The sequence below is a fragment of the Weissella coleopterorum genome, from assembly GCF_011304355.1.
Taxonomy (GTDB): Bacteria; Bacillota; Bacilli; order Lactobacillales; family Lactobacillaceae; genus Weissella; species Weissella coleopterorum.
Window position 1 is genome coordinate 119,930 of sequence record NZ_CP049888.1, and the last position, 21,178, is coordinate 141,107.

Below are 21,178 nucleotides of genomic sequence, written 5' to 3' on the forward strand. Positions count from 1 at the left end.
TTGATATTATCATGTTCAATTTTTCAAAAAAATAAGTATTCGTATTGTATACGAACACTTATTTACACGTTAGTTATATTTTTTTAATTCCCGCTTGATGTTATCTATTTAATTGGTACTAGCTTCTTCAGTCTCAGCAGTTGTCAGACCATTAGACTCAATCGTATAATCAGAAATTTTACCAGCATATAGTGGACCCGCTTTGGCCTTTTTTAAGCCCAGTGACTTGCGCAAAACATTAGTAGCACGTTGTTGCTCACTCCGAGTCACATGTTCATATGAAACGCCATTGATTTCTTGTCCTCCACCTTGGATATGATCAGTCACAATTTTATTAGCAGCTGGTAGATATTTTTTAACAATCGCCATCATATCATCATACGTCAAGTCAGTTCGAGCATTTTTAGAAATCGTATTTAAGAAACTTTGATTTACCAAACGAGTTGGATTTGACTTAGCTTTCGTCATAATCGCTTGTAAGACTAGTCGTTGTCGTTGCGTCCGACCATAATCACCTTGTGGGTCATCATAACGCATACGAGAAAATGCCAACGCAGCGGCTCCATTCATTTTGTCTGAATAGGTATACTTTTCATCGGTAGCATTTTTATTAAAGCCATACGTCGTTGATCCCTTGGTAAAACTGTAAAGATCTCCTGGATCGGAGTGACCGTAATTATATCCAGAATCTGCGTGTGCAGTTGTCGGATTAAATTTAAATGTTAACGGTGATTCAACTTGTATCCCCCCTACTTCATTTACGACATCTTCCATTCCACGCATATTAACCATTCCGTAATAATCAATTGGAATATTTAACCAATTTTGGACGGTCTTCATTGTTGTGGCTTCTTTCCCAAATTCATACGCTGAATTCATTTTTTGTGGGAACTCCGTTTCATATCCAACCGGAGCAATAACCGTATCACGTGGAATAGACATCAGGGTAGTTTTCTTTTGCTTAGGATTAACTGTCATCAACATTAACGAATCTGTTCGACCTCCATCAGAACGGCCCAATTCACCCGTATCTGTTCCCATCAAAAGAACGGTAAATGGCTCTCCCTTTGAAAGAGCTGCCGAAACATTTCGTGATTTTTTAACCCCTGCACTTGAAAAAGTTTTATCGACAGCGTCATGAATTCGATTATACGTTCTAGCGGCTGTTACGCCCAAAATAATTCCCAAAGCCCCTAAGGCAACCAAAAAGATTCGAAAAACTCTCAAACGGGTTTTTTTAGGTTTATTTTTATGTTGCTGATTGTACATATTATTACGTGAAACCCGACTTAAAGGTTGTTTTCCGTCAAAGTTTGGTTCATTATCCATCAAAATTCTCCTCATTTTTTGGGCTGAGTTTCCCGTTTTTATGACAAATTTAAACTATTATTTCATAATACCATTTATTAGCTCAATTTCTCGACCAATGGAATGTATCTTTACCATTTTTATACTTTTTTCTTTAGTTAACCTTAAACCGCAACTGGTGCTTTAATCGATTTAGCCGGATGGTAACCCTCAATTTCAATATCTTCAAGCTCGTAGTCAAAAATTGATTTTACAGCGGGATTTAGTTTTAACGTTGGCAAGGCTTGAAGAGGGCGTTGTAATTGCTCTTTCACTTGATCAACATGATTAGCATAAATATGCGCATCACCGAAAGTGTGAATAAATTCTCCGACTGCCAAACCTGTTTGAGCAGCTACCATATGTAATAGCAAAGCATACGATGCTATATTAAACGGAACTCCTAGGAAAATATCACCGGAACGCTGATATAGTTGCAGGCTTAGTTTTCCATCAACCACATAAAATTGAAACAATGAGTGGCAAGGCGGTAAAGCTTGCATGGGAACAGCCTCAGGATTCCAAGCTGAGACAATTAAGCGTCGTGATGTGGGATTATTTTTAATTTCATTTACAACGTTCTCAATTTGGTCAATAAAGCCTCCTTGAACCTTTTCCCAATGACGCCACTGGGCTCCATAAACTTGCCCCAGATCGCCATATTTTGCCGCAAAATTATCATCATTTAAAATGGCGTCACAAAAAATTTGATGCTGTTGATCATATAGCACTTTAAACTCTGGATCTTGAGTCGCCCGTCGACCAAAATCAGACATATCAGGACCTTGGTATTCATTCGAATTAACCCAATTTTTAAACGCCCACTCATCCCAAATATGATTATTATTTTCAAGTAAGTAGCGAATATTCGTTTCACCTTTTAAAAACCAAAGTAACTCACTCTTAATTAATTTAAAAGCAACCCGCTTAGTTGTTAAGAGCGGGAAACCCTCACTCAGATCATAACGTTGTTGGCGTCCAAAAACTGAATAGGTTCCAGTCCCCGTTCGATCCGCCTTAAATTCACCATTCTCCAAAACTTCTTTCGCAAAATTTAAGTAGGTTTGCTCGCTTTTACTCATCGTATTACTCCTTTAAATTAATCATTTATAAACTGTTCAAAATTAAATTTTTTTAAGTCTACTTCAGTTAGGGTCACCTGATTTAAATTAATATGCTTTTGTTGCATCAACTCCATCGCAAAAGCATCATTTCGATAACTACGCAAATAGTTAATTTTACTAATACCGGCTTGTAACAAAAACTTGGTGCAATGCACACAAGGAAAATCAGTTACATAAATTTCAGCCCCATCTGCGGCAATTCCCATTTTCGCCATCTGAAGTAAGGCATTTTGTTCTGCATGAACTGCCCGAATACAATGTCCATCAACGATATAATCGCCCACCTCATCGCAATGTGGTGTTCCCATAACTGATCCGTTATAACCACTCGCGATTAAGCGTCCTTCTTTAACAATCACAGCCCCTACATGTAAACGGGTACAGGTGCTTCGTGATGCAAGCATCACCGCCTGCATCATAAAATATTGAGGCCACTCAATTCGTCCACTATTCATCTGCAAATCCACCTTATTTTAAGTGCTTTTATCATAGCAAATTCTTATAACTTTTAACAGACAGCTTTTATCGTCGAGCCTTTTATTCCGTTCTAACAGATTATTATTAAACTAAATCACAACATAATACAATATTGAATTAACCTTAAAAATGTTGTATAATAACAGATGGTGCTTAGTCTAGTTACATCCTATAAAATTCATAAATTGGTTCATATATCAATTTATTCAAAGCGAGGTCATCCTTGCATGAAAGGAAGTGTGAATTATGCCAACCGCATTAGCCGAAATTAAAGATAAACTCGACGCTCATATTGGAGAGTCAGTAACTTTAACTACCCATGAAAGCCGTCATCGTAATATTGAACATGAAGCCATCGTTCGAGAAACTTTTCGTTCAGTCTTTGTTTTGGACTTAAAGCAAGATGGCGATCAATTTGATCGTGCTTCCTTTAGTTATACTGACATCCTAACTAAAAACATTGAATTAGATTTCTAATTCATATTTATTCATGATAATATGAACGGTCAATAGCGCTCCTTCCTCTTAATGAGGTAGGAGTGTTTTTAATATATTAAAAAGCTTCGCTGTTTTTAATTTAAAACAGCGAAGCTTTTAGTATTAATATTTTTAGTCAGCTGGAGTTACATTCTGATCATCGTAAATTTGAATAATATCATCTTCGTTTAAGTCGATTACTTCAAATTCATTAATGTAAGCATCTTTATAATCCAGAGGAATAATCTTAAAGTGCGAAACGATGAATTCATCCCCAACCGAAACGTCCGGATCTTTATCCAAAACAAAGCCCGTTAGAGTCACCATTTCTGAATCACTAAAAGCTTTAATTTCGACTTTGAAATATCGTTCAAAATCAAACAATGTCAACTTACCGTTAACCTTATAGTGCATTCGACCTTCTTCATCCGATGCTATTTTTTCAATTAAATCATCAGAAACGTCGTCAATTTCATCACGAACTGTCCCAAACAATTCTTCATAGATGTCTTTATCAGTCACGATTCCTGAAGTTCCACCGTATTCATCTTTAACAACCACAATTGGTGCTCGATGCGTGATCATTTCCTCTAAGATATCTTGGATATCCTGATTTTCTGAAACGTTAGGAATATTTCGCAAAACAATTCGAACTGAAGCTTCTGGATTAATACGCATCTGTCGAACCAAATCATAACTAAAGACATAGCCTAAAATCTTATCCTTATCATTATTAGCAACCACAGGTAATCGCGAGAACTTATCTTCCAAATAGATCGAAACAGCATCCCCAATGGTGGCTGTAACATCAACCACATCCAATTGAGTTCGATCGATCATGATATCAGCTGCAACCTTATCATTCATCTCGAATGCACGTTTCATGAAAGCTACATCTTCAGCATCTAATTCACCAGCTTGGGCCGCATCCTCAGATAACGAAATAATTTCATTCTGTGAGTAAATCTCTTCATCTGGATGTGCATTAAAGCCTAACAATTTAGTAATTGTTGCCGCAGTTCGATCGAAAATATAAATTAAGGGATATAAAATCACATGGAAGAACCGTACCGGTCGAACAATCAATAATAATGTCCGCACTGGCTTGTCAATCGCAATATTCTTTGGCACCAAATCAGTGAAGACAGCGTGGATGAACGTGAAGATTAAAATTGCTCCCACTGATGCAACCGGATGAGCTAGGTTTTCTGGCAAAATTTTAGTAGATAGGATTAAAGCCGCAATAAAAGCTTCTCCAATCCAACCTAAAATCAAACTAGTCAATGTAATTCCAACTTGAGCTGTTGAAAGATATTCAGTCAGATGCTCTGTCATATGGAGCGCTCCAATTAAATTACGACTAGGCTTGCCTTCTCCAGCATCAGCCATCGCTTTCAAAGCACTAGGCCGAACCTTTACCAACGAATATTCGGTCAAAGTAAATAAGACCGCCAATAATAAGATTACAACAATTGCAATTAAATTATAGATAATGGACGCAGAATCCATAGGATAAAATACCTCTTTCTTGTTTAAGTTTTTTTATTTCAAGTACAACAATTATACTGAATTAAGACTGTTAACACAACCTTAATCACTAATTATTCACTGTGTAATTATGATTTATATCATTTTAACAGTTTCAATTAATTTTTAATATACACCAGCATCAGTTAATGTATTTTGTAATGTTACAAACTGCTCTAGCGTTAATTTTTCGGCCCTAATTTTAGGATTAATCTGAGCCGCTTCGAGAGCATCCATCAATTTATCTTGCATCCCCCCGTTTTTACCAAATGCGGTTATTAAATTATTCCATAACGTCTTACGTCGCATTACAAACCCCACTTTAAACAAACTAAATAGCCGTTGTTCATTATCGGGTAATATCGCTAACGGTTCGCGCGGCTCTAGCACAACAATTGCTGAATCAACATTTGGATTTGGAATAAAAGCTGTTCGATCAACATTAAATGCAACACGTGCTTGTACTCGATATTGAACAGTTAATGATAAAGAGCCATATTCTTTGGTACCAGGCTTCGCTGCTAGTCGATCAGCAACTTCTTTTTGCATCATAACAACAATTGCATCAACGTGCACCTCTGACTCTAAAATCTGCATTAAAATGGGCGTCGTAATGTAGTATGGTAAATTAGCTACAATTTTAAGTGGTGCACTTGGGTCAGAAAAATTTTCTTGGACGGCGGCCATTAGGTCAACCTTTAAAATATCTTGATTAATAACCTTAATATTATTATATGGTGCTAGAGTATCATCTAACACTGCGATTAAGCGATCATCAATTTCAAAAGCGACAACCTCTTTGGCGGCCCTCGCCAATTGTTCTGTCAATGCACCAATTCCGGGGCCAATTTCAATCACATTATCATTTTTACTAACATCCCCCGCTGAAACAATATTTTTTAATATATTTAAATCCGTTAAAAAATTTTGTCCCAAAGACTTTTTAGTATTGATACCATATTGATTCATAATGGCTTGCGTCCGTAAAGGAGTCGCAATATCAGGATAATTAGCTGTCATTCATTTACTCCTTTTAAGTTAAATTATTCTAGCTCAGCTAGCACTTCAAGCAGCTCTTTTCTTTGAATCCCAAACATTTGAATTCGTTTCATAAATTGTTTTCCGTTCACATATCCTAAATTCAGCCGTTCAGCTAAATATGTGCGGCGTGATGCTGCTTTGGATCCATTAATGAGTCCCCAATTTAATAAATCTTTTCTAGTAATATCAGAAATATGTGCATCACTTGTTTCTCCGGCTACCTGTTGCAAGGTCTTTTGAATTATTTCGATTGTCGCATACTCAATCCCCAAACTATGATGTTTAATTTGAGCACCAGCCTCATCCTTAGTTAAAAAAGCATGTTTAGCATTAGGCGCAATTTGAGTAACAATTTTTCGGATTCTTTCCCCATTAAAGTCCGGATCCGTGAAAACAATAACCCCGCGCGCATTAGCCGCTCGAACAATCGTATTCTGTGTCATAGGGTCTAAAGCCGATCCATTTGTTTCAATGGTATCAGCCTCAACTGCTCTTTTTACTTTTTCAGTATCTGATTTACCCTCAACAATAATAATTTCGTTAATCTTCATTGTGTGTATGCCAGAGTCGATGTGCATTATCTGTCGTTATTTTTGCTAAATCGTTATAAGACATTTCTAATTGTTCCGCTAAATTCTCTAAAACGTACTTTACAAACATTGGTTCATTCGTTTTACCACGTAATGGTACTGGAGCCAAGAATGGTGCATCTGTTTCTACTAGAAGCCGATCTAATGGTACCACTTTGGCGGCATCTTTAATTTCTTGGGCGTTATTAAATGTTACAATCCCTGAAAATGAAATATACATTCCAAGATCAAGGAAACGCTTAGCTTCTTCCGGTCCACCGGTAAAGGAATGCATTACGCCACCAAATTCTGATACATTACTATTACTTAAAATATCATATGTATCGTCAAATGCATCTCGTGAATGAATTGTTACCGGCTTGTGCATTGAATGCGCCAAATATAATTGATTCTTTAAAGCACCCTTTTGAACTTCATGTCCGGGATTTTCAGGCCAATAGTAATCTAATCCCGTTTCCCCAACACCAACCACATTGGGATTGGCTAATTGTTGTTCTAAAATAAGCATTTCTTGGCTGTCAAAGTTAGCCAGGTCTTCTGTCTGCCAACCAACCGTTGCATGTACGCCCTCTAAGGTTTGCGCCAACTCAATGGCACGTTCATTCCCAATTTTATTGTAACCAACGACGTTCATTTCCATCACACGATGCTCTCGTGCTCGTGCCCAATATGCGGCAGGATCAATCCAAAGTGTCTCGTCGTTTAAATGTGTGTGTGTGTCATAAGCATCAGTGGGACGCTTGGTTGGATCATAAATTGCCATATTGAACTCCTTAATTTCTTCATATATATATTATAACAAAATAAAAAGCTTACGGTGGTTAAGCGTAAGCCTTTCACAGAATTCATATTTTTAGGAGTAGGATATGAATATTTTCTTGAAAAATCAGATTATGTTTGAAACCTTTCAATAATCAGTATTATACTTATTCCAACTTAAATTGAGTTTAAAATAACCAAATTTAAGATATAAAAATAAAAGAGCCTATATTATTTTTAATAACATAGGCTCCATTTATCTTTAGGAGTAGGTAGTATGAATATGTTGTTAGGGTCTCTGCCCTTTCAACACTATTTATAATATCGTATTTACCTTAAACCAATAATAAGTTTGTCATTAATTATTAAAAAAATGATGCTACCCAGGAAGTAGCATCATTTTTCTATTTAAGGAGTAGGTAGTATGAATATGTTGTTGTAAGGGAAATATTCTCTTTCAACATCACTAATATTAAACCACCTACCTTAAACTAATGATAAGATTATTATGTTTTAAATCAAAAAAATAATGCCATCCGAGGATAGCATTATTTTAAGGAGTAGGTAGTATGAATATGTCGTCGTCGGTGACTTGCGCCTCCTTCAACATTATTTATAATATCGTACTTACCTTAAGCCAAAAATAAATTATTGAAATTGATTAACCTAATTCCGATCCCGCTTCAATTTCATCTGGCAAAATTGATAAAATAACATTACCATTTTTTTCTGCCGATAGTAACATTCCTTCTGAAACATACTTTTTCATCATCGTTCGGGGCTTTAAATTAGCCACAAACGCAACTTTTTTTCCAACCAATTCTTGATAGTTTGGGTACCATTGCTTAATTCCAGATAAAATAATGCGACCATTGGCAGTTCCATCATCTAATTCAAATTTCAATAATTTCTTAGACTTCTCAATTTCTGAAACACCCTTGATTTCAGCTACTTTCAATGAAACTTTTTCAAAATCATCAAATTCAATTAATTCACTCTCAATGACAGGTGTGTCATTGTCTGCAGTAGCCTTTGCCTTTTTTACAGCTGCCGTTTCTTTACCCCCACCCATCATTGAATCACGAATATACGTAACTTCTTTTTCAACATCAATCCGGGGGAAAATTGGGGTTCCTTTGGCAACAACCTTACCACCAGTAGGTAAATCCTCAAACTTTAATTGCTCAATTGCCAAATTTGAGTCAGCTAGGCCTAATTGTTTAAATATTTCCCCTGGAGTTCTAGACAAAGCTGGTTGGAGTAAAATAGCAATAACTCTTAATGCTCCTGCTAAATGCGCCATCACTGAAGCCAAGGCTTTTTGATTCGCCTCATCTTTAGCCAATACCCATGGTTGCGTTTCATCAATATATTTATTTGCGCGAGCAATTAATTTCCAAATTTCCGCTAAAGCGTCTGAAACATGAAGTGTTTGCATATATTCATTGTATTTGACAATGACTTCCTCAGTTACTTGAATCAAACTAGCATCAAATTCTGTTATACCTGTATTCAAAGATGGAATCACTCCCGCCTCATATTTATTGATCATTGCGATCGTTCGATTCAACAAATTCCCAAGATCATTTGCCAAATCAGAATTTAACTTACCTACGAAATCTTCAGGTGTAAAGATCCCATCATTTCCAAACGGCATCGCACGTAAAAGATAATAACGAACTGCATCAACGCCATAACGCTCCGCTAAGACATCAGGATACACAACATTTCCCTTTGACTTAGACATTTTACCATCTTTCATCGTTAACCAGCCATGTCCAATTACATTTTCTGGCAATTCCAGCCCTAATGCATGCAACATAATTGGCCAATAAATAGTATGGAAACGAACAATTTCTTTTCCTAACAATTGAACATTAGCTGGCCAATACTTTTTAAACTTACTATCGTCTTCTGAATCGTATCCTAACGCTGTAATATAATTTGATAAAGCGTCAATCCACACATAGATTACGTGTTTCGGATCAGATTCAACGGGTACGCCCCATTTAAATGAAGTTCTTGTCACTGCCAAATCTTCCAAGCCTGGCTTAATGAAATTATTAATCATTTCATTCATCCGCGTTGCAGGTTGAATAAAGTTAGGGTGGTTTTGGTAATATTCAAGCAACCAATCGGCATATTTAGACATCGCAAAGAAATATGATTCTTCCTTAACTAATTCCACTTCATGACCTGATGGCGCTTTACCACCAATAACTCGACCCTGATCATCACGATAAACTTCAGCCAATTGTGATTCAGTAAAATACTCCTCATCATCAACTGAATACCAGCCCTCATACTCACCTTTATAAATATCACCTTGGGCTAGTAATTGATTAAAGATCTTTGTTATTGCCTTTTCATGAATTTCATCAGTTGTCCGAATAAATCCATCGTTAGTGATATCTAGTGATGCCCAGAGTGCCTTAATTTCACTGGCCATTCCATCAACATAAGCCTTAGGTGTGATTCCCATTTTATCAGCTTTCTGTTCAATCTTAAGACCATGTTCATCGGTTCCAGTTAAATAATATACATCCTCGTTTAATAATCGATGATATCGGGCTGCTGCATCAGCTAATACCGTAGTATATGTATTCCCAATGTGTAGTTTACCTGATGGGTAGTAAATGGGGGTCGTGATATAAAAAGTCTTTTGCTCTGTCATATTTTTCCTACTTTCCAAATACAAATGAGTATTCGTTACTAAATTTAAATTTGTTCCCTAATAATAGTTAATTTAACACTTTATTTATTATAGCAGAAGCATTATGACTTGGTACTTTAATCTCATAAGATTTATATTGCTTTATCCATTTAAAAAAATATAACAAAAAAGCTCATCATAGACATGATGAACTATAAATTTGCGTCGCGACTTCCTATCCTCGCAGGAAGCGATCCTCCAACTACTTTTGGCGTTACTGAGCTTAACTTCTGTGTTCGGGATGGGAACAGGTGTGACCTCAGTGCTATCGTCACGACACGGATTTAATTGTTGAGAGTTAATTCCCTCAAAACTGAATCATATTTTTATAAATTTTAACAACATACCTTGAACCACCACGTCGTATTCAACTTGGTTAAGTCCTCGAACCATTAGTACTAGTCCGCTCCATACCTCACGGTACTTCCACTTCTAGCCTATCTACCTCATCATCTATAAGGGGTCTTACTTCTTTCGAATGGGAAATCTCATCTCGAGGCGAGTTTCACACTTAGATGCTTTCAGCGTTTATCTCATCCGTACATAGCTACTCAGCGATGCTCCTGGCGGAACAACTGATACACCAGTGGTACGTCCACCCCGGTCCTCTCGTACTAAGGGCAGCTCCTCTCAAATTTCCTACGCCCGCGACGGATAGGGACCGAACTGTCTCACGACGTTCTGAACCCAGCTCGCGTACCGCTTTAATGGGCGAACAGCCCAACCCTTGGGACCGACTACAGCCCCAGGATGCGATGAGCCGACATCGAGGTGCCAAACCTCCCCGTCGATGTGGACTCTTGGGGAGATAAGCCTGTTATCCCCAGGGTAGCTTTTATCCGTTGAGCGATGGCCCTTCCATGCGGAACCACCGGATCACTAAGTCCTACTTTCGTACCTGCTCGACCTGTTAGTCTCGCAGTCAAGCTCGCTTTTGCCTTTACACTCTACGAATGATTTCCAACCATTCTGAGCGAACCTTTGAGCGCCTCCGTTACCTTTTAGGAGGCGACCGCCCCAGTCAAACTGCCTGCCAGACACTGTCTTCCACCACGATTAGTGGTGTGAGTTAGAGTGATCATACAACGAGGGTAGTATCCCACTATTGCCTCCATCGAAACTAGCGTTCCGATTTCTACGGCTCCTACCTATTCTGTACAAGCTGCACAAGCACTCAATATCAAGCTACAGTAAAGCTCCATGGGGTCTTTCCGTCCTGTCGCGGGTAACCCGCATCTTCACGGGTATTTAAATTTCACCGAGTCTCTCGTTGAGACAGTGCCCAGATCGTTACGCCTTTCGTGCGGGTCGGAACTTACCCGACAAGGAATTTCGCTACCTTAGGACCGTTATAGTTACGGCCGCCGTTTACTGGGGCTTCAATTCGCACCTTCGCTATTGCTAAGCACTCCTTTTAACCTTCCAGCACCGGGCAGGCGTCAGCCCCTATACGTCATCTTTCGATTTTGCAGAAACCTGTGTTTTTGATAAACAGTCGCCTGGGCCTATTCACTGCGGCTCAGCTTGCGCTGAGCACCCCTTCTCCCGAAGTTACGGGGTCATTTTGCCGAGTTCCTTAACGAGAGTTCACTCGCACACCTTAGGATTCTCTCCTCGACTACCTGTGTCGGTTTGCGGTACGGGCAGGTAAACACTAACTAGAAGCTTTTCTCGGCAGCGTGACATCATGGACTTCTCTACTTTATTTCGATCCTCATCATCACTTGTTCTTATAGGGATAAGCATTTAACTACTCCCAAAACTTGTGATTTAACCCAGCACTTCCAGTCGCTGGGATCCATTAGCCTTCTGCGTCCCTCCATCGTTCAAACATGTTCACCTGGTACTGGAATCTCAACCAGTTATCCATCGACTACGCCTTTCGGCCTCGCCTTAGGTCCCGACTAACCCTGGAGGACGAGCCTTCCCCAGGAAACCTTAGTCATTCGGTGGACAGGATTCTCACCTGTCTTTCGCTACTCATACCGGCATTCTCACTTCTATGCGCTCCACCAGTCCTCACGGTCTGACTTCATTGCCCATAGAACGCTCTCCTATCGCGCCACTTACGTGGCACCCGTAGTTTCGGTGGTGTGTTTAGCCCCGGTACATTTTCGGCGCAGAATCACTCGACTAGTGAGCTATTACGCACTCTTTAAATGGTGGCTGCTTCTGAGCCAACATCCTAGTTGTCTATGCAACTCCACATCCTTTTCCACTTAACACACACTTAGGGACCTTAACTGACGATCTGGGCTGTTCCCCTTTCGACAATGGATCTTATCACTCACTGTCTGACTCCCGGACATACGTAATTGGCATTCGGAGTTTATCTTAATTTGGTAACCCGAGATGGGCCCCGCACCAAAACAGTGCTCTACCTCCAATACGCTACATTCCGAGGCTAGCCCTAAAGCTATTTCGGAGAGAACCAGCTATCTCCAAGTTCGATTGGAATTTCACCGCTACCCACACCTCATCCTAGCATTTTTCAACATGCACAGGTTCGGGCCTCCAGTGCGTCTTACCACACCTTCACCCTGGACATGGGTAGGTCACCTGGTTTCGGGTTTACAACTACATACTATGGCGCCCATTTCAGACTCGCTTTCGCTACGGCTCCGGTCTTTCCACCTTAACCTTGCATGTAATCATAACTCGCCGGTTCATTCTACAAAAGGCACGCCATCACCCATTAACGGGCTCTGACTTCTTGTAGGCACATGGTTTCAGGAACTTTTTCACTCCCCTTCCGGGGTGCTTTTCACCTTTCCCTCACGGTACTGGTTCACTATCGGTCACTAGGTAGTATTTAGCCTTGGGAGATGGTCCTCCCAGATTCCGACCGGATTTCACGTGTCCGGCCGTACTCAGGATCCTACACGGGAGATTGTCTGCTTTCGTCTACAGGGCTATCACCTTGTTTCGCGTGGCTTCCCAACCACTTCGACTAACATACAATTTTGTAACTCCACAACGGTAGTCCTACAACCCCAAAGTGCAAGCACTTTGGTTTGGGCTCTTCCGGGTTCGCTCGCCGCTACTGACGGAATCGATATTTCTTTCTACTCCTGTTGCTAATGAGATGTTTCAGTTCACAACGTCTACCTTCAACTAGTCTATATATTCAACTAGTGATAACTTGCATAACAAGTTGGGTTCCCCCATTCGGAAATCTCCGGATCAAAGCTTACTTACAGCTCCCCGAAGCATATCGGTGTTAGTACCGTCCTTCATCGGCTCCTAGTGCCAAGGCATCCACCATGCGCCCTTAATAACTTAACCGATCAACTTTCGTTGATGATTCAAGTTTGAGTATGCGACCTTACGGTCGCTTGCGATTACCACGATATAAATATCGTGATGAACTAATTAAAAAACTCAAAAAATAACGCGGTGTAATTCACTGTCAATCATCATTGCGATGATCAACCCTTGATTTACTCGGTTCAATTTATATTGTATTCAATAAAATTGAAATTTTTAAAATTTATATATATGATTCAGTTTTCAAAGAACTAATTTAACACCGAAGTGTTAATGGAGAATAGCGGGATCGAACCGCTGACCCCCTGCTTGCAAAGCAGGTGCTCTCCCAGCTGAGCTAATTCCCCAATAAATTAAATTGAGTGTAGAACACTCAAAACTAAATAACGTTTCAACGAAGATGCAGGTTTCCGATTTTCCTTAGAAAGGAGGTGATCCAGCCGCAGGTTCTCCTACGGCTACCTTGTTACGACTTCACCCTAATCATCTGTCCCACCTTAGGCGGCTGGCTCCTAATAAAAGGTTACCTCACCGACTTTGGGTGTTACAAACTCTCATGGTGTGACGGGCGGTGTGTACAAGACCCGGGAACGTATTCACCGCGGCGTGCTGATCCGCGATTACTAGCGATTCCGACTTCGTGTAGGCGAGTTGCAGCCTACAGTCCGAACTGAGACAAGCTTTAAGAGATTTGCGCACCCTCGCGGGTTGGCGACTCGTTGTACTTGCCATTGTAGCACGTGTGTAGCCCAGGTCATAAGGGGCATGATGATTTGACGTCATCCCCGCCTTCCTCCGGTTTGTCACCGGCAGTCTTGCTAGAGTGCCCAACTGAATGCTGGCAACTAACAATAAGGGTTGCGCTCGTTGCGGGACTTAACCCAACATCTCACGACACGAGCTGACGACAACCATGCACCACCTGTCACTTTGTCCCCGAAGGGAAAGTTCCATCTCTGGAGTGGTCAAAGGATGTCAAGACCTGGTAAGGTTCTTCGCGTTGCTTCGAATTAAACCACATGCTCCACCGCTTGTGCGGGTCCCCGTCAATTCCTTTGAGTTTCAACCTTGCGGTCGTACTCCCCAGGCGGAGTGCTTAATGCGTTAGCTTCGTCACTCAAGGGCGGAAACCCTCGAACAACTAGCACTCATCGTTTACGGTGTGGACTACCAGGGTATCTAATCCTGTTTGCTACCCACACTTTCGAGCCTCAACGTCAGTTACAGTCCAGAAAGCCGCCTTCGCCACTGGTGTTCTTCCATATATCTACGCATTTCACCGCTACACATGGAGTTCCACTTTCCTCTACTGCACTCAAGTTATCCAGTTTCCAAAGCAATTCCTCGGTTGAGCCGAGGGCTTTCACTTCAGACTTAAATAACCGTCTGCGCTCGCTTTACGCCCAATAAATCCGGATAACGCTTGGAACATACGTATTACCGCGGCTGCTGGCACGTATTTAGCCGTTCCTTTCTGGTAAGATACCGTCACACACTGAACAGTTACTCTCAGTGTCATTCTTCTCTTACAACAGTGTTTTACGAGCCGAAACCCTTCATCACACACGCGGCGTTGCTCCATCAGACTTTCGTCCATTGTGGAAGATTCCCTACTGCTGCCTCCCGTAGGAGTATGGGCCGTGTCTCAGTCCCATTGTGGCCGATCAGTCTCTCAACTCGGCTATGCATCATCGTCTTGGTGAGCCATTACCTCACCAACTAACTAATGCACCGCGGGACCATCTCTTAGTGATAGCAGAACCATCTTTTAAATCAAAACCATGCGGTTTTAATTGTTATACGGTATTAGCATTTGTTTCCAAATGTTATCCCCTGCTAAGAGGTAGGTTTCCCACGTGTTACTCACCCGTTCGCCACTCACTGCAATGTTGAAAATCAAATCTGAACAAGTTCTTCATATCATTTCAACCACAGTGCGTTCGACTTGCATGTATTAGGCACGCCGCCAGCGTTCATCCTGAGCCAGGATCAAACTCTCAATTTAAAATTGAAGCTTGAGTATAACTCAATCTTTTTTTGTTGTTTAACAGATGTTAAACGAATTTACTAGCGAAATTGACTTCGCAAATGTTTGTATCTACCATATTATAAATATGAGACACACCTGCACATTTGTTTCATCGAAACGTTATTTAGTTTTCAATGTTCTACTCGCTGACCTCTTACGAGACAACTTAATTAGTATAACAAGCAGCTGATTTAATGTCAACAACTAATTTAATTAGTTTGAAACTTGTTTGTTTGTTGTCTTCCAACAACGTTTATTAATATTACTAGCAAAAACAGTTTTCGTCAATAGTTTTTGAAAAGTTTTTTATATTAAATATCAAAAGCTGATTAAATCAAGCTTCACCACCAATTAAAGCCTTCAACTAACCAGCTATATCATGTTTTCCTAAAGTAATTATTTAAAATAAAAAGATTAGTTACCATTATAAATGGAGCAACTAATCATCATTATCGTAAATATTAATTTTCTTTCAGTATGTTGTATAGGGTTGCTTTAGTTGATCAAATAATTCTTTTGTTGGTAACGCATAGATTTCTTTAAAAAATGCTGCGGTATCTTTTCCCGGAGCTTTTAAAATAAAGCTATTTTGTCCTGATAGCTTATCTTCACCAATAAAGACTGCATTCTGATTATCTTCATCTCCAAATTGATACAAATCAACATGTCGAATTCCATAATTGCTTGAAATTGGTTGTTCTAATTGCTTCTGTGATAAGACCGGGGTTACCGTTGTAAATTCTTGCGCATGTAATTCTGGTAGTTCCCATGCTAACATTTGTGCATCAAATCCCTTAAATAACGTTTGAATCGCTTGAGCAACCGTAAATGGATCTTTTATGCGGTCAACTACCATTTGATCATATAATGATTCCGCAGCAGCCCATGCCACTGGAAATTTATTATTTAGGTCAGCGACAATTTCAGTCACGTCCCCATTAACATTGGATAAGAACACTTTAGCGTCAATTAAAGTTAATAACCGGAGTGCGGCTTCATTATTTTGCCCATCTTCTGGGGTTAAAGTCTTCAAAACCCCATTTATATAGGCGGATACTATCGCATCAGTTAACTGTCCATGTTGAGCCTGCTCTCGATAGATTATGGTATTTAATGCTGGTTGATATAAATACGTCATCATAATCATTAATTGTTCATCAACTTTGGCTTCCTTTGTTCGTAGTTGAAAATAAACTTGTGGATATCCATTTAAAGTCAAAAGCATTTTCAACATTTCACGGGTCGCTTCAAAATCAGGGGCCGTTAAGTCATTAACTTCAATCATTAAACGACTACCCAGTGCATCAGTCGTCACATGTTCGGGTAAAATTGTATTGGTCTTAGATCCTGATGTTCGTAAAACGATTGATCCCGGATAGATCGCATTCAATTGTTCTAACAATTGTTGGGTATCTTTTGAAAAGCTCATTTTTTTTCCCCTCTTATTTGTTGTAATAGTTTACTAGCATGTTGGCTGTCTTTAATCGAACTCTGCTTAAGTAAATCTGTCAGAGACACAACCTCGTCACCTTTTGCACCAACTTGGACTGCCAACGTTTTGGCCTGCAAAGCCATATGCCCCCGCTGAATTCCTTCTGTTACCAATGAACGCAAAGCAGCTAAATTCTGAGCCATCCCCACCGCCACCATTATATCAGTTAATTCTTCAACGCTCGGGTGATTCATAATTTTATGATTCAATTGTACCAGAGGGACGATTCCAATCGATCCACCAACCATCCCAACTAAAATTGGCATAACAGTGGTTCCAACCAATTGATCATTTTGAACAGTCCAGTTTATCAAACCTCGATATCGGCCCTGATCAGCCGCAAAAGCATGTACGGCGGCACTAACACTCCGCGTATCATTTCCACTTGCTAATACAACAGCTTCAATGCCATTCATAATTCCCTTATTTGCTGTGACCGCACGATTAACTGAAATTTGCTCAATCTGACTGGCTTGTTCAATTTTATGCGCAATAGTCAGCCCATCTATATCTAACTTACCAACTAAAGCTTCAACGGGGATCATAACTTGTGCTTTAGTGAGCGCATATTTTGCATTATTAGACAATATCGCCATTAATACTTGGTATCCTGCTGCACGCAAAAAATCAGCGACGGCTTCAACCATCGTATTTGTTAGGTTGGCTCCCATTGCGGCTTTGGGATCAATTAATATGTTTAGCTCCATCGTTTGATTGCCTAGGGAGTTACATATTACTTGCTTGGCACCACCACCTCGTTTCAGCATTGACGGATGCGCTGCGTTAGCAACTGCCAAAATTTCTATCTGATTAATTTCAATAAAATTTTGTAAATTATCCCAATCATCAACGTTCGTTAAGATAATTTGTCCCATCATCAGCCTTTTTTTTCGGGTAGTCTTTACTCCACTTCCCGTTGCAATCATTTTGGCACCATGATTAGCAGCCGCAATCACACTTGGCTCTTCAGTCGTCATCGGCACCACCCAATTTTGCTGATTAACTTTTAGATCAAATAATAGTCCGGTTGGAATACCAAAGTTATAAATATAATTTTCAATCTGTGTCTCACCAATTGAATCATAGTGTTTTTGAATTAAAGCTACTTCCGTTTGGTCAAATTGATAGCTAGATTGTAGTAGTTTCATTCGGTTGGCTTGATCCAAATGGTAAAAACCTGACCACTTACCCATTCCTACTCCTCCAAATCTGCTTTATCAACTAACCGATAACTCACTTTTTCATCTTCGCCCGAATTTTCTTGATAGGCTAATAGTCGTTGCCGTCCTTCTGCATCAAAGTCACCCAAATCAATAAAAACTGTGTCATCTTCATACACTAGACCATGGACAGCACTCGCAAGAATATTATGAGTTGCCCGCATGAATCGTTGTGTCTCGTCTACATGCATAACTGCATTTTTCAAAGTATTTCCCTGATCCAAAAAAGTTTTGATCATCATAATTTTCATAAACATTTTAAAGGGATAAACTCGACCAGACTGTTCATCTGGCCGCTCTAACGGCTCAATAATTCCCTTACTTTCCCAATATCTTAATTGTCGCGCCGAAATCCCAGACATCGACTCAATTTCACCAATTCTAAATACGTATTGGGACATATTAAATCCAAATTTTAAATATTCTTTTTTAAATAAATATTTCATCTAATTTTCTCCTGTGTCCCCTTTAATTTTTATTTTGGTAAATATACTTGAAGTTTAAAATCCCTTATCAATTCTATCAAAAAAATAAATCGGTAAGTATTATTTATTAATTTTTAAAAAATTAGCATCCAACAGTAATTATAACGTATTTACGAAACTAAATAAAAAGAAGCTAGTGAATCTAGTAAGAACTGCGAGCTAGACTTCATCATCTAACTCAATAACTCACTATTTTTCCAACTTCTTTCATATTGTTCTATGGATTCGGTTCATTATCCAATCCCGCATCATGTTTATCTACATCATCAGGATTTTGTTGCGTAATCCTTGAAGTATCAGAATGGGGTTCAGATTTCTCCGGTGCATCTGTTTGGTATAGATCAACTGTACTAGTATCACCATGTTGATGATAGAGGTCCGTCGCCTTGTCGCCTAGTTTAACAGACAAATTTTCTAGCTTACCAAGTCCATGCGCATAATTATATTTTTGGGCCTGAATCTTTTGGAACTTCTTAGGGGTATAAAAGCGAAGCAAATCCTTTTGGTTAATCGAATCAGAAACTGATAATTGTTTATCAACTTTAGCTTGAATCTTATCAACCTGGCTTTGCTGTTTGGCCGTTAACGTCTCAATGGCTTTCCCCTCATGGTCATAAATTGTATCACCCGCTCGACTGTATTTAGGAGTTGTCCAATTATTATTTCGGAATGCGACAATCTGTTCCTTTTTTGGATTTAATAGATTTTGCCCAACATTAACATATTGTTCGGCCTTATTGACACCCAAGATTCGAAGTAATGTTGGCATGACATCGACCTCGCCACCATAAGTTTCATCAATTCCTCCACCATGCCATCCCGGCATATTAATCATGAACGGTACTCTTTGAAGCTGTTGATTATCCCAATCAGTCCAATCTTCAGCCGACTTTCCGATCACTGGAGCTAAACTCTTATTTTCAGAATTAGAGATACCGTAATGATCTCCATACAAAACGATCATTGAATTATCAGCTAAGCCTGATTTATCTAAGTAATTATAAAATTCTTGAATTGATTGATCCAAATAATGATTAGTTTCAAAATACCCATTAACCACATCTGAATCTGTGCTAGTCGTTTGGAAGTTAGAGTCCTTATCACGATCATCAAGCGTATATGGGAAATGATTAGTGACAGTTATATATTTAGCATAGAAGGGTTGTTGAAGACGCTCTAAATATTTAATTGAATCATTAAACAACAGTTTGTCCTTCAATCCGTAACCCATCGCCTTATCACCAGACGTATCATAATAGCTAGCATCAAAGAAATATTGATAGCCCATATTTTTATAGACATTATTCCGATTCCAAAAACTGGCATTATTCCCATGAAAAACAGCGGAAGAGTAATCTTGGTTTTGATGTAGAATGGCCGGCATCGCCTGAAATGTTTGATCAGAACCGTGGGAAGCAAATAATGAACCTGATGGTAACCCAAAAGTACCTGTTTCCAACATATTTTCGGCATCAGAAGTTTTTCCTTGTCCGACCTGATTAAAGAAATTATTAAAACTAAGGGTTGAATCAGAATGATACAAGCTATTGATAAAAGGCGTCACTTCTTGCCCATTGACTTGTAAGTCAATCACAAATTGTTGGAAAGATTCTAAATGAATCACAAAAACATTTTTACCTTTGGCAACACCTTGATATTTTGTAACATCGGATAAATTATGTTTATCAATATAATCCAAAGCCTTTTGAACGTCTGTCTTTTTTACGGAATTACGCTCATGGCTAATATTTCTCAATCGCACCCCATCAGAAATCGTGAATGCATCAATTCCCAAATATTTAACCATATAATTTGAATCAAATTGTCGACCAATTAATTGGGGACGATCAATCTCACCCAAAGTTAGGGTCAGCATAAAGAGAAAAATACCTAACGTTGAAAAGGCGAAACTCATAAATTTAGTTGGTATCTCGTGGTCCGGTTTTATTTTTTTAAATAAAAATAGACCAATAATAATCACAAAGTCTAGCCAGAAAAATAAATCATGAATGTTAGCTAATGCTAATCCTGAAGCACTCAATCCTTGATTAACTTTGTTATACCCCAACATAGTTGATACTGACATAAAATCAGTAAATTCACGATAATAAATGACATTTAAATACAGCAACAAAGTGTTTAGAAAGGCCATAAAGATCGCAATCGGATAGAAGTAACGACTCTTCCTGAAATAAAAAGCTAACCCAATAAATAATAATGGCAGTGGTAGCGGATTAATAATAATTGTAATAATTTGAATAATGCTTGCTCCACTAAATAAGTGAAAATCCATTATATAGGCCATCATACTCTTTAGCCAAAAAAGAAATACTAATAGAATAATAAAACCAAGTCGCGACTTTACCCAATCAAATCGGCCATAATGTCTCAAAACTCCTCCTCCTTCAACCCATTGGATCATTAGAATCACCAAATGGTCAGTTGATCAAACTCTAACTACAGTCAAAAAACATTTTTTGTTAATAGACTTATTTTTAAATAGAATTCAAAATTAAATTTATCATGAATCATTTAAATTACTTTCTTTCAATCTTTGAACTTAATTCAAAATTTTTGATAACCGTCTAATTATATAACATTTACCAAAACTTTGGCTTAAAAAAGAAGCC

At 39.0% G+C, this 21,178-nt stretch carries 13 protein-coding genes, 1 tRNA gene and 3 rRNA genes; 1 reads left to right on the top strand and 16 read right to left on the bottom strand.

Going from position 1 to position 21,178, the window contains the following annotated elements; all coding sequences use genetic code 11:
* Positions 1 to 108 precede the first annotated feature (108 nt).
* The 3 genes from G7084_RS00695 to G7084_RS00705 all read right to left on the bottom strand — a co-directional run bounded on the left by G7084_RS00695 (position 109) and on the right by G7084_RS00705 (position 2,926).
* Positions 109 to 1,329 (bottom strand): LCP family glycopolymer transferase, encoded by a 1,221-nt coding sequence (locus tag G7084_RS00695; RefSeq protein WP_166009122.1) that lies wholly within the window; start codon positions 1,327 to 1,329, stop codon positions 109 to 111.
* Positions 1,330 to 1,472: 143 nt separating this feature from the next.
* A complete protein-coding gene (locus tag G7084_RS00700; protein ID WP_166009124.1) occupies positions 1,473 to 2,429 on the bottom strand; it encodes a thymidylate synthase in 957 nt (318 codons plus the stop codon).
* A 17-nt stretch (positions 2,430 to 2,446) separates the two neighbouring features.
* Positions 2,447 to 2,926, bottom strand: coding sequence for a ComE operon protein 2 (locus G7084_RS00705; RefSeq protein ID WP_166009126.1), 480 nt, complete (start codon positions 2,924 to 2,926; stop codon positions 2,447 to 2,449).
* A 268-nt stretch (positions 2,927 to 3,194) separates the two neighbouring features.
* On the opposite strand from G7084_RS00705, the gene G7084_RS00710 reads away from it, so the two are divergent.
* Positions 3,195 to 3,425 (top strand): Veg family protein, encoded by a 231-nt coding sequence (locus G7084_RS00710; protein WP_166009128.1) that lies wholly within the window; start codon positions 3,195 to 3,197, stop codon positions 3,423 to 3,425.
* A gap of 132 nt (positions 3,426 to 3,557) precedes the next feature.
* On the opposite strand, the gene G7084_RS00715 is transcribed toward G7084_RS00710, so the two are convergent.
* The 13 genes from G7084_RS00715 to G7084_RS00775 all read right to left on the bottom strand — a co-directional run bounded on the left by G7084_RS00715 (position 3,558) and on the right by G7084_RS00775 (position 20,970).
* Positions 3,558 to 4,934 carry a hemolysin family protein gene (locus tag G7084_RS00715; RefSeq protein WP_166009130.1) on the bottom strand — a complete coding sequence of 459 codons (1,377 nt, stop codon included), beginning with the start codon at positions 4,932 to 4,934 and terminating at the stop codon, positions 3,558 to 3,560.
* Positions 4,935 to 5,078: 144 nt separating this feature from the next.
* Complete coding sequence (gene rsmA, locus G7084_RS00720) at positions 5,079 to 5,972, bottom strand: 16S rRNA (adenine(1518)-N(6)/adenine(1519)-N(6))-dimethyltransferase RsmA (protein ID WP_166009132.1); 894 nt, start codon at positions 5,970 to 5,972, stop codon at positions 5,079 to 5,081.
* Positions 5,973 to 5,995: 23 nt separating this feature from the next.
* Positions 5,996 to 6,544, bottom strand: coding sequence for a ribonuclease M5 (gene rnmV / locus G7084_RS00725; RefSeq protein WP_166009134.1), 549 nt, complete (start codon positions 6,542 to 6,544; stop codon positions 5,996 to 5,998).
* Positions 6,534 to 7,346: a TatD family hydrolase gene (locus tag G7084_RS00730; protein WP_166009136.1), complete on the bottom strand. Its 813-nt coding sequence runs from the start codon at positions 7,344 to 7,346 to the stop codon at positions 6,534 to 6,536. Before G7084_RS00730 ends, rnmV begins: the two co-directional genes overlap by 11 nt.
* 657 nt (positions 7,347 to 8,003) lie before the next feature.
* Entirely contained in the window at positions 8,004 to 10,016 is a 2,013-nt protein-coding gene (metG, locus tag G7084_RS00735; protein WP_166009137.1) for a methionine--tRNA ligase, read from the bottom strand.
* Between the two features lie 201 nt (positions 10,017 to 10,217).
* A 5S ribosomal RNA gene (gene rrf / locus G7084_RS00740) occupies positions 10,218 to 10,334 on the bottom strand.
* A gap of 93 nt (positions 10,335 to 10,427) precedes the next feature.
* Positions 10,428 to 13,340 (bottom strand): 23S ribosomal RNA (locus G7084_RS00745).
* A gap of 256 nt (positions 13,341 to 13,596) precedes the next feature.
* Positions 13,597 to 13,669, bottom strand: a tRNA-Ala gene (locus G7084_RS00750).
* A gap of 77 nt (positions 13,670 to 13,746) precedes the next feature.
* Positions 13,747 to 15,327 (bottom strand): 16S ribosomal RNA (locus tag G7084_RS00755).
* The 16S, 23S and 5S rRNA genes sit together here with 1 tRNA gene alongside, the layout of an rRNA operon.
* Before the next feature lie 496 nt (positions 15,328 to 15,823).
* Positions 15,824 to 16,780 carry an IpaB/EvcA family protein gene (locus tag G7084_RS00760; protein ID WP_166009139.1) on the bottom strand — a complete coding sequence of 319 codons (957 nt, stop codon included), beginning with the start codon at positions 16,778 to 16,780 and terminating at the stop codon, positions 15,824 to 15,826.
* On the bottom strand, positions 16,777 to 18,036 hold the full coding sequence (locus G7084_RS00765; protein ID WP_166009141.1) for a hydroxymethylglutaryl-CoA reductase, degradative: 1,260 nt from the start codon (positions 18,034 to 18,036) through the stop codon (positions 16,777 to 16,779). Before G7084_RS00765 ends, G7084_RS00760 begins: the two co-directional genes overlap by 4 nt.
* 2 nt (positions 18,037 to 18,038) lie before the next feature.
* Entirely contained in the window at positions 18,039 to 18,509 is a 471-nt protein-coding gene (locus G7084_RS00770) for a MerR family transcriptional regulator (RefSeq protein WP_166009143.1), read from the bottom strand.
* A 256-nt stretch (positions 18,510 to 18,765) separates the two neighbouring features.
* Positions 18,766 to 20,970, bottom strand: a complete 2,205-nt coding sequence (locus G7084_RS00775) for an LTA synthase family protein (protein WP_425508984.1) — start codon at positions 20,968 to 20,970, stop codon at positions 18,766 to 18,768.
* Positions 20,971 to 21,178 lie beyond the last annotated feature (208 nt).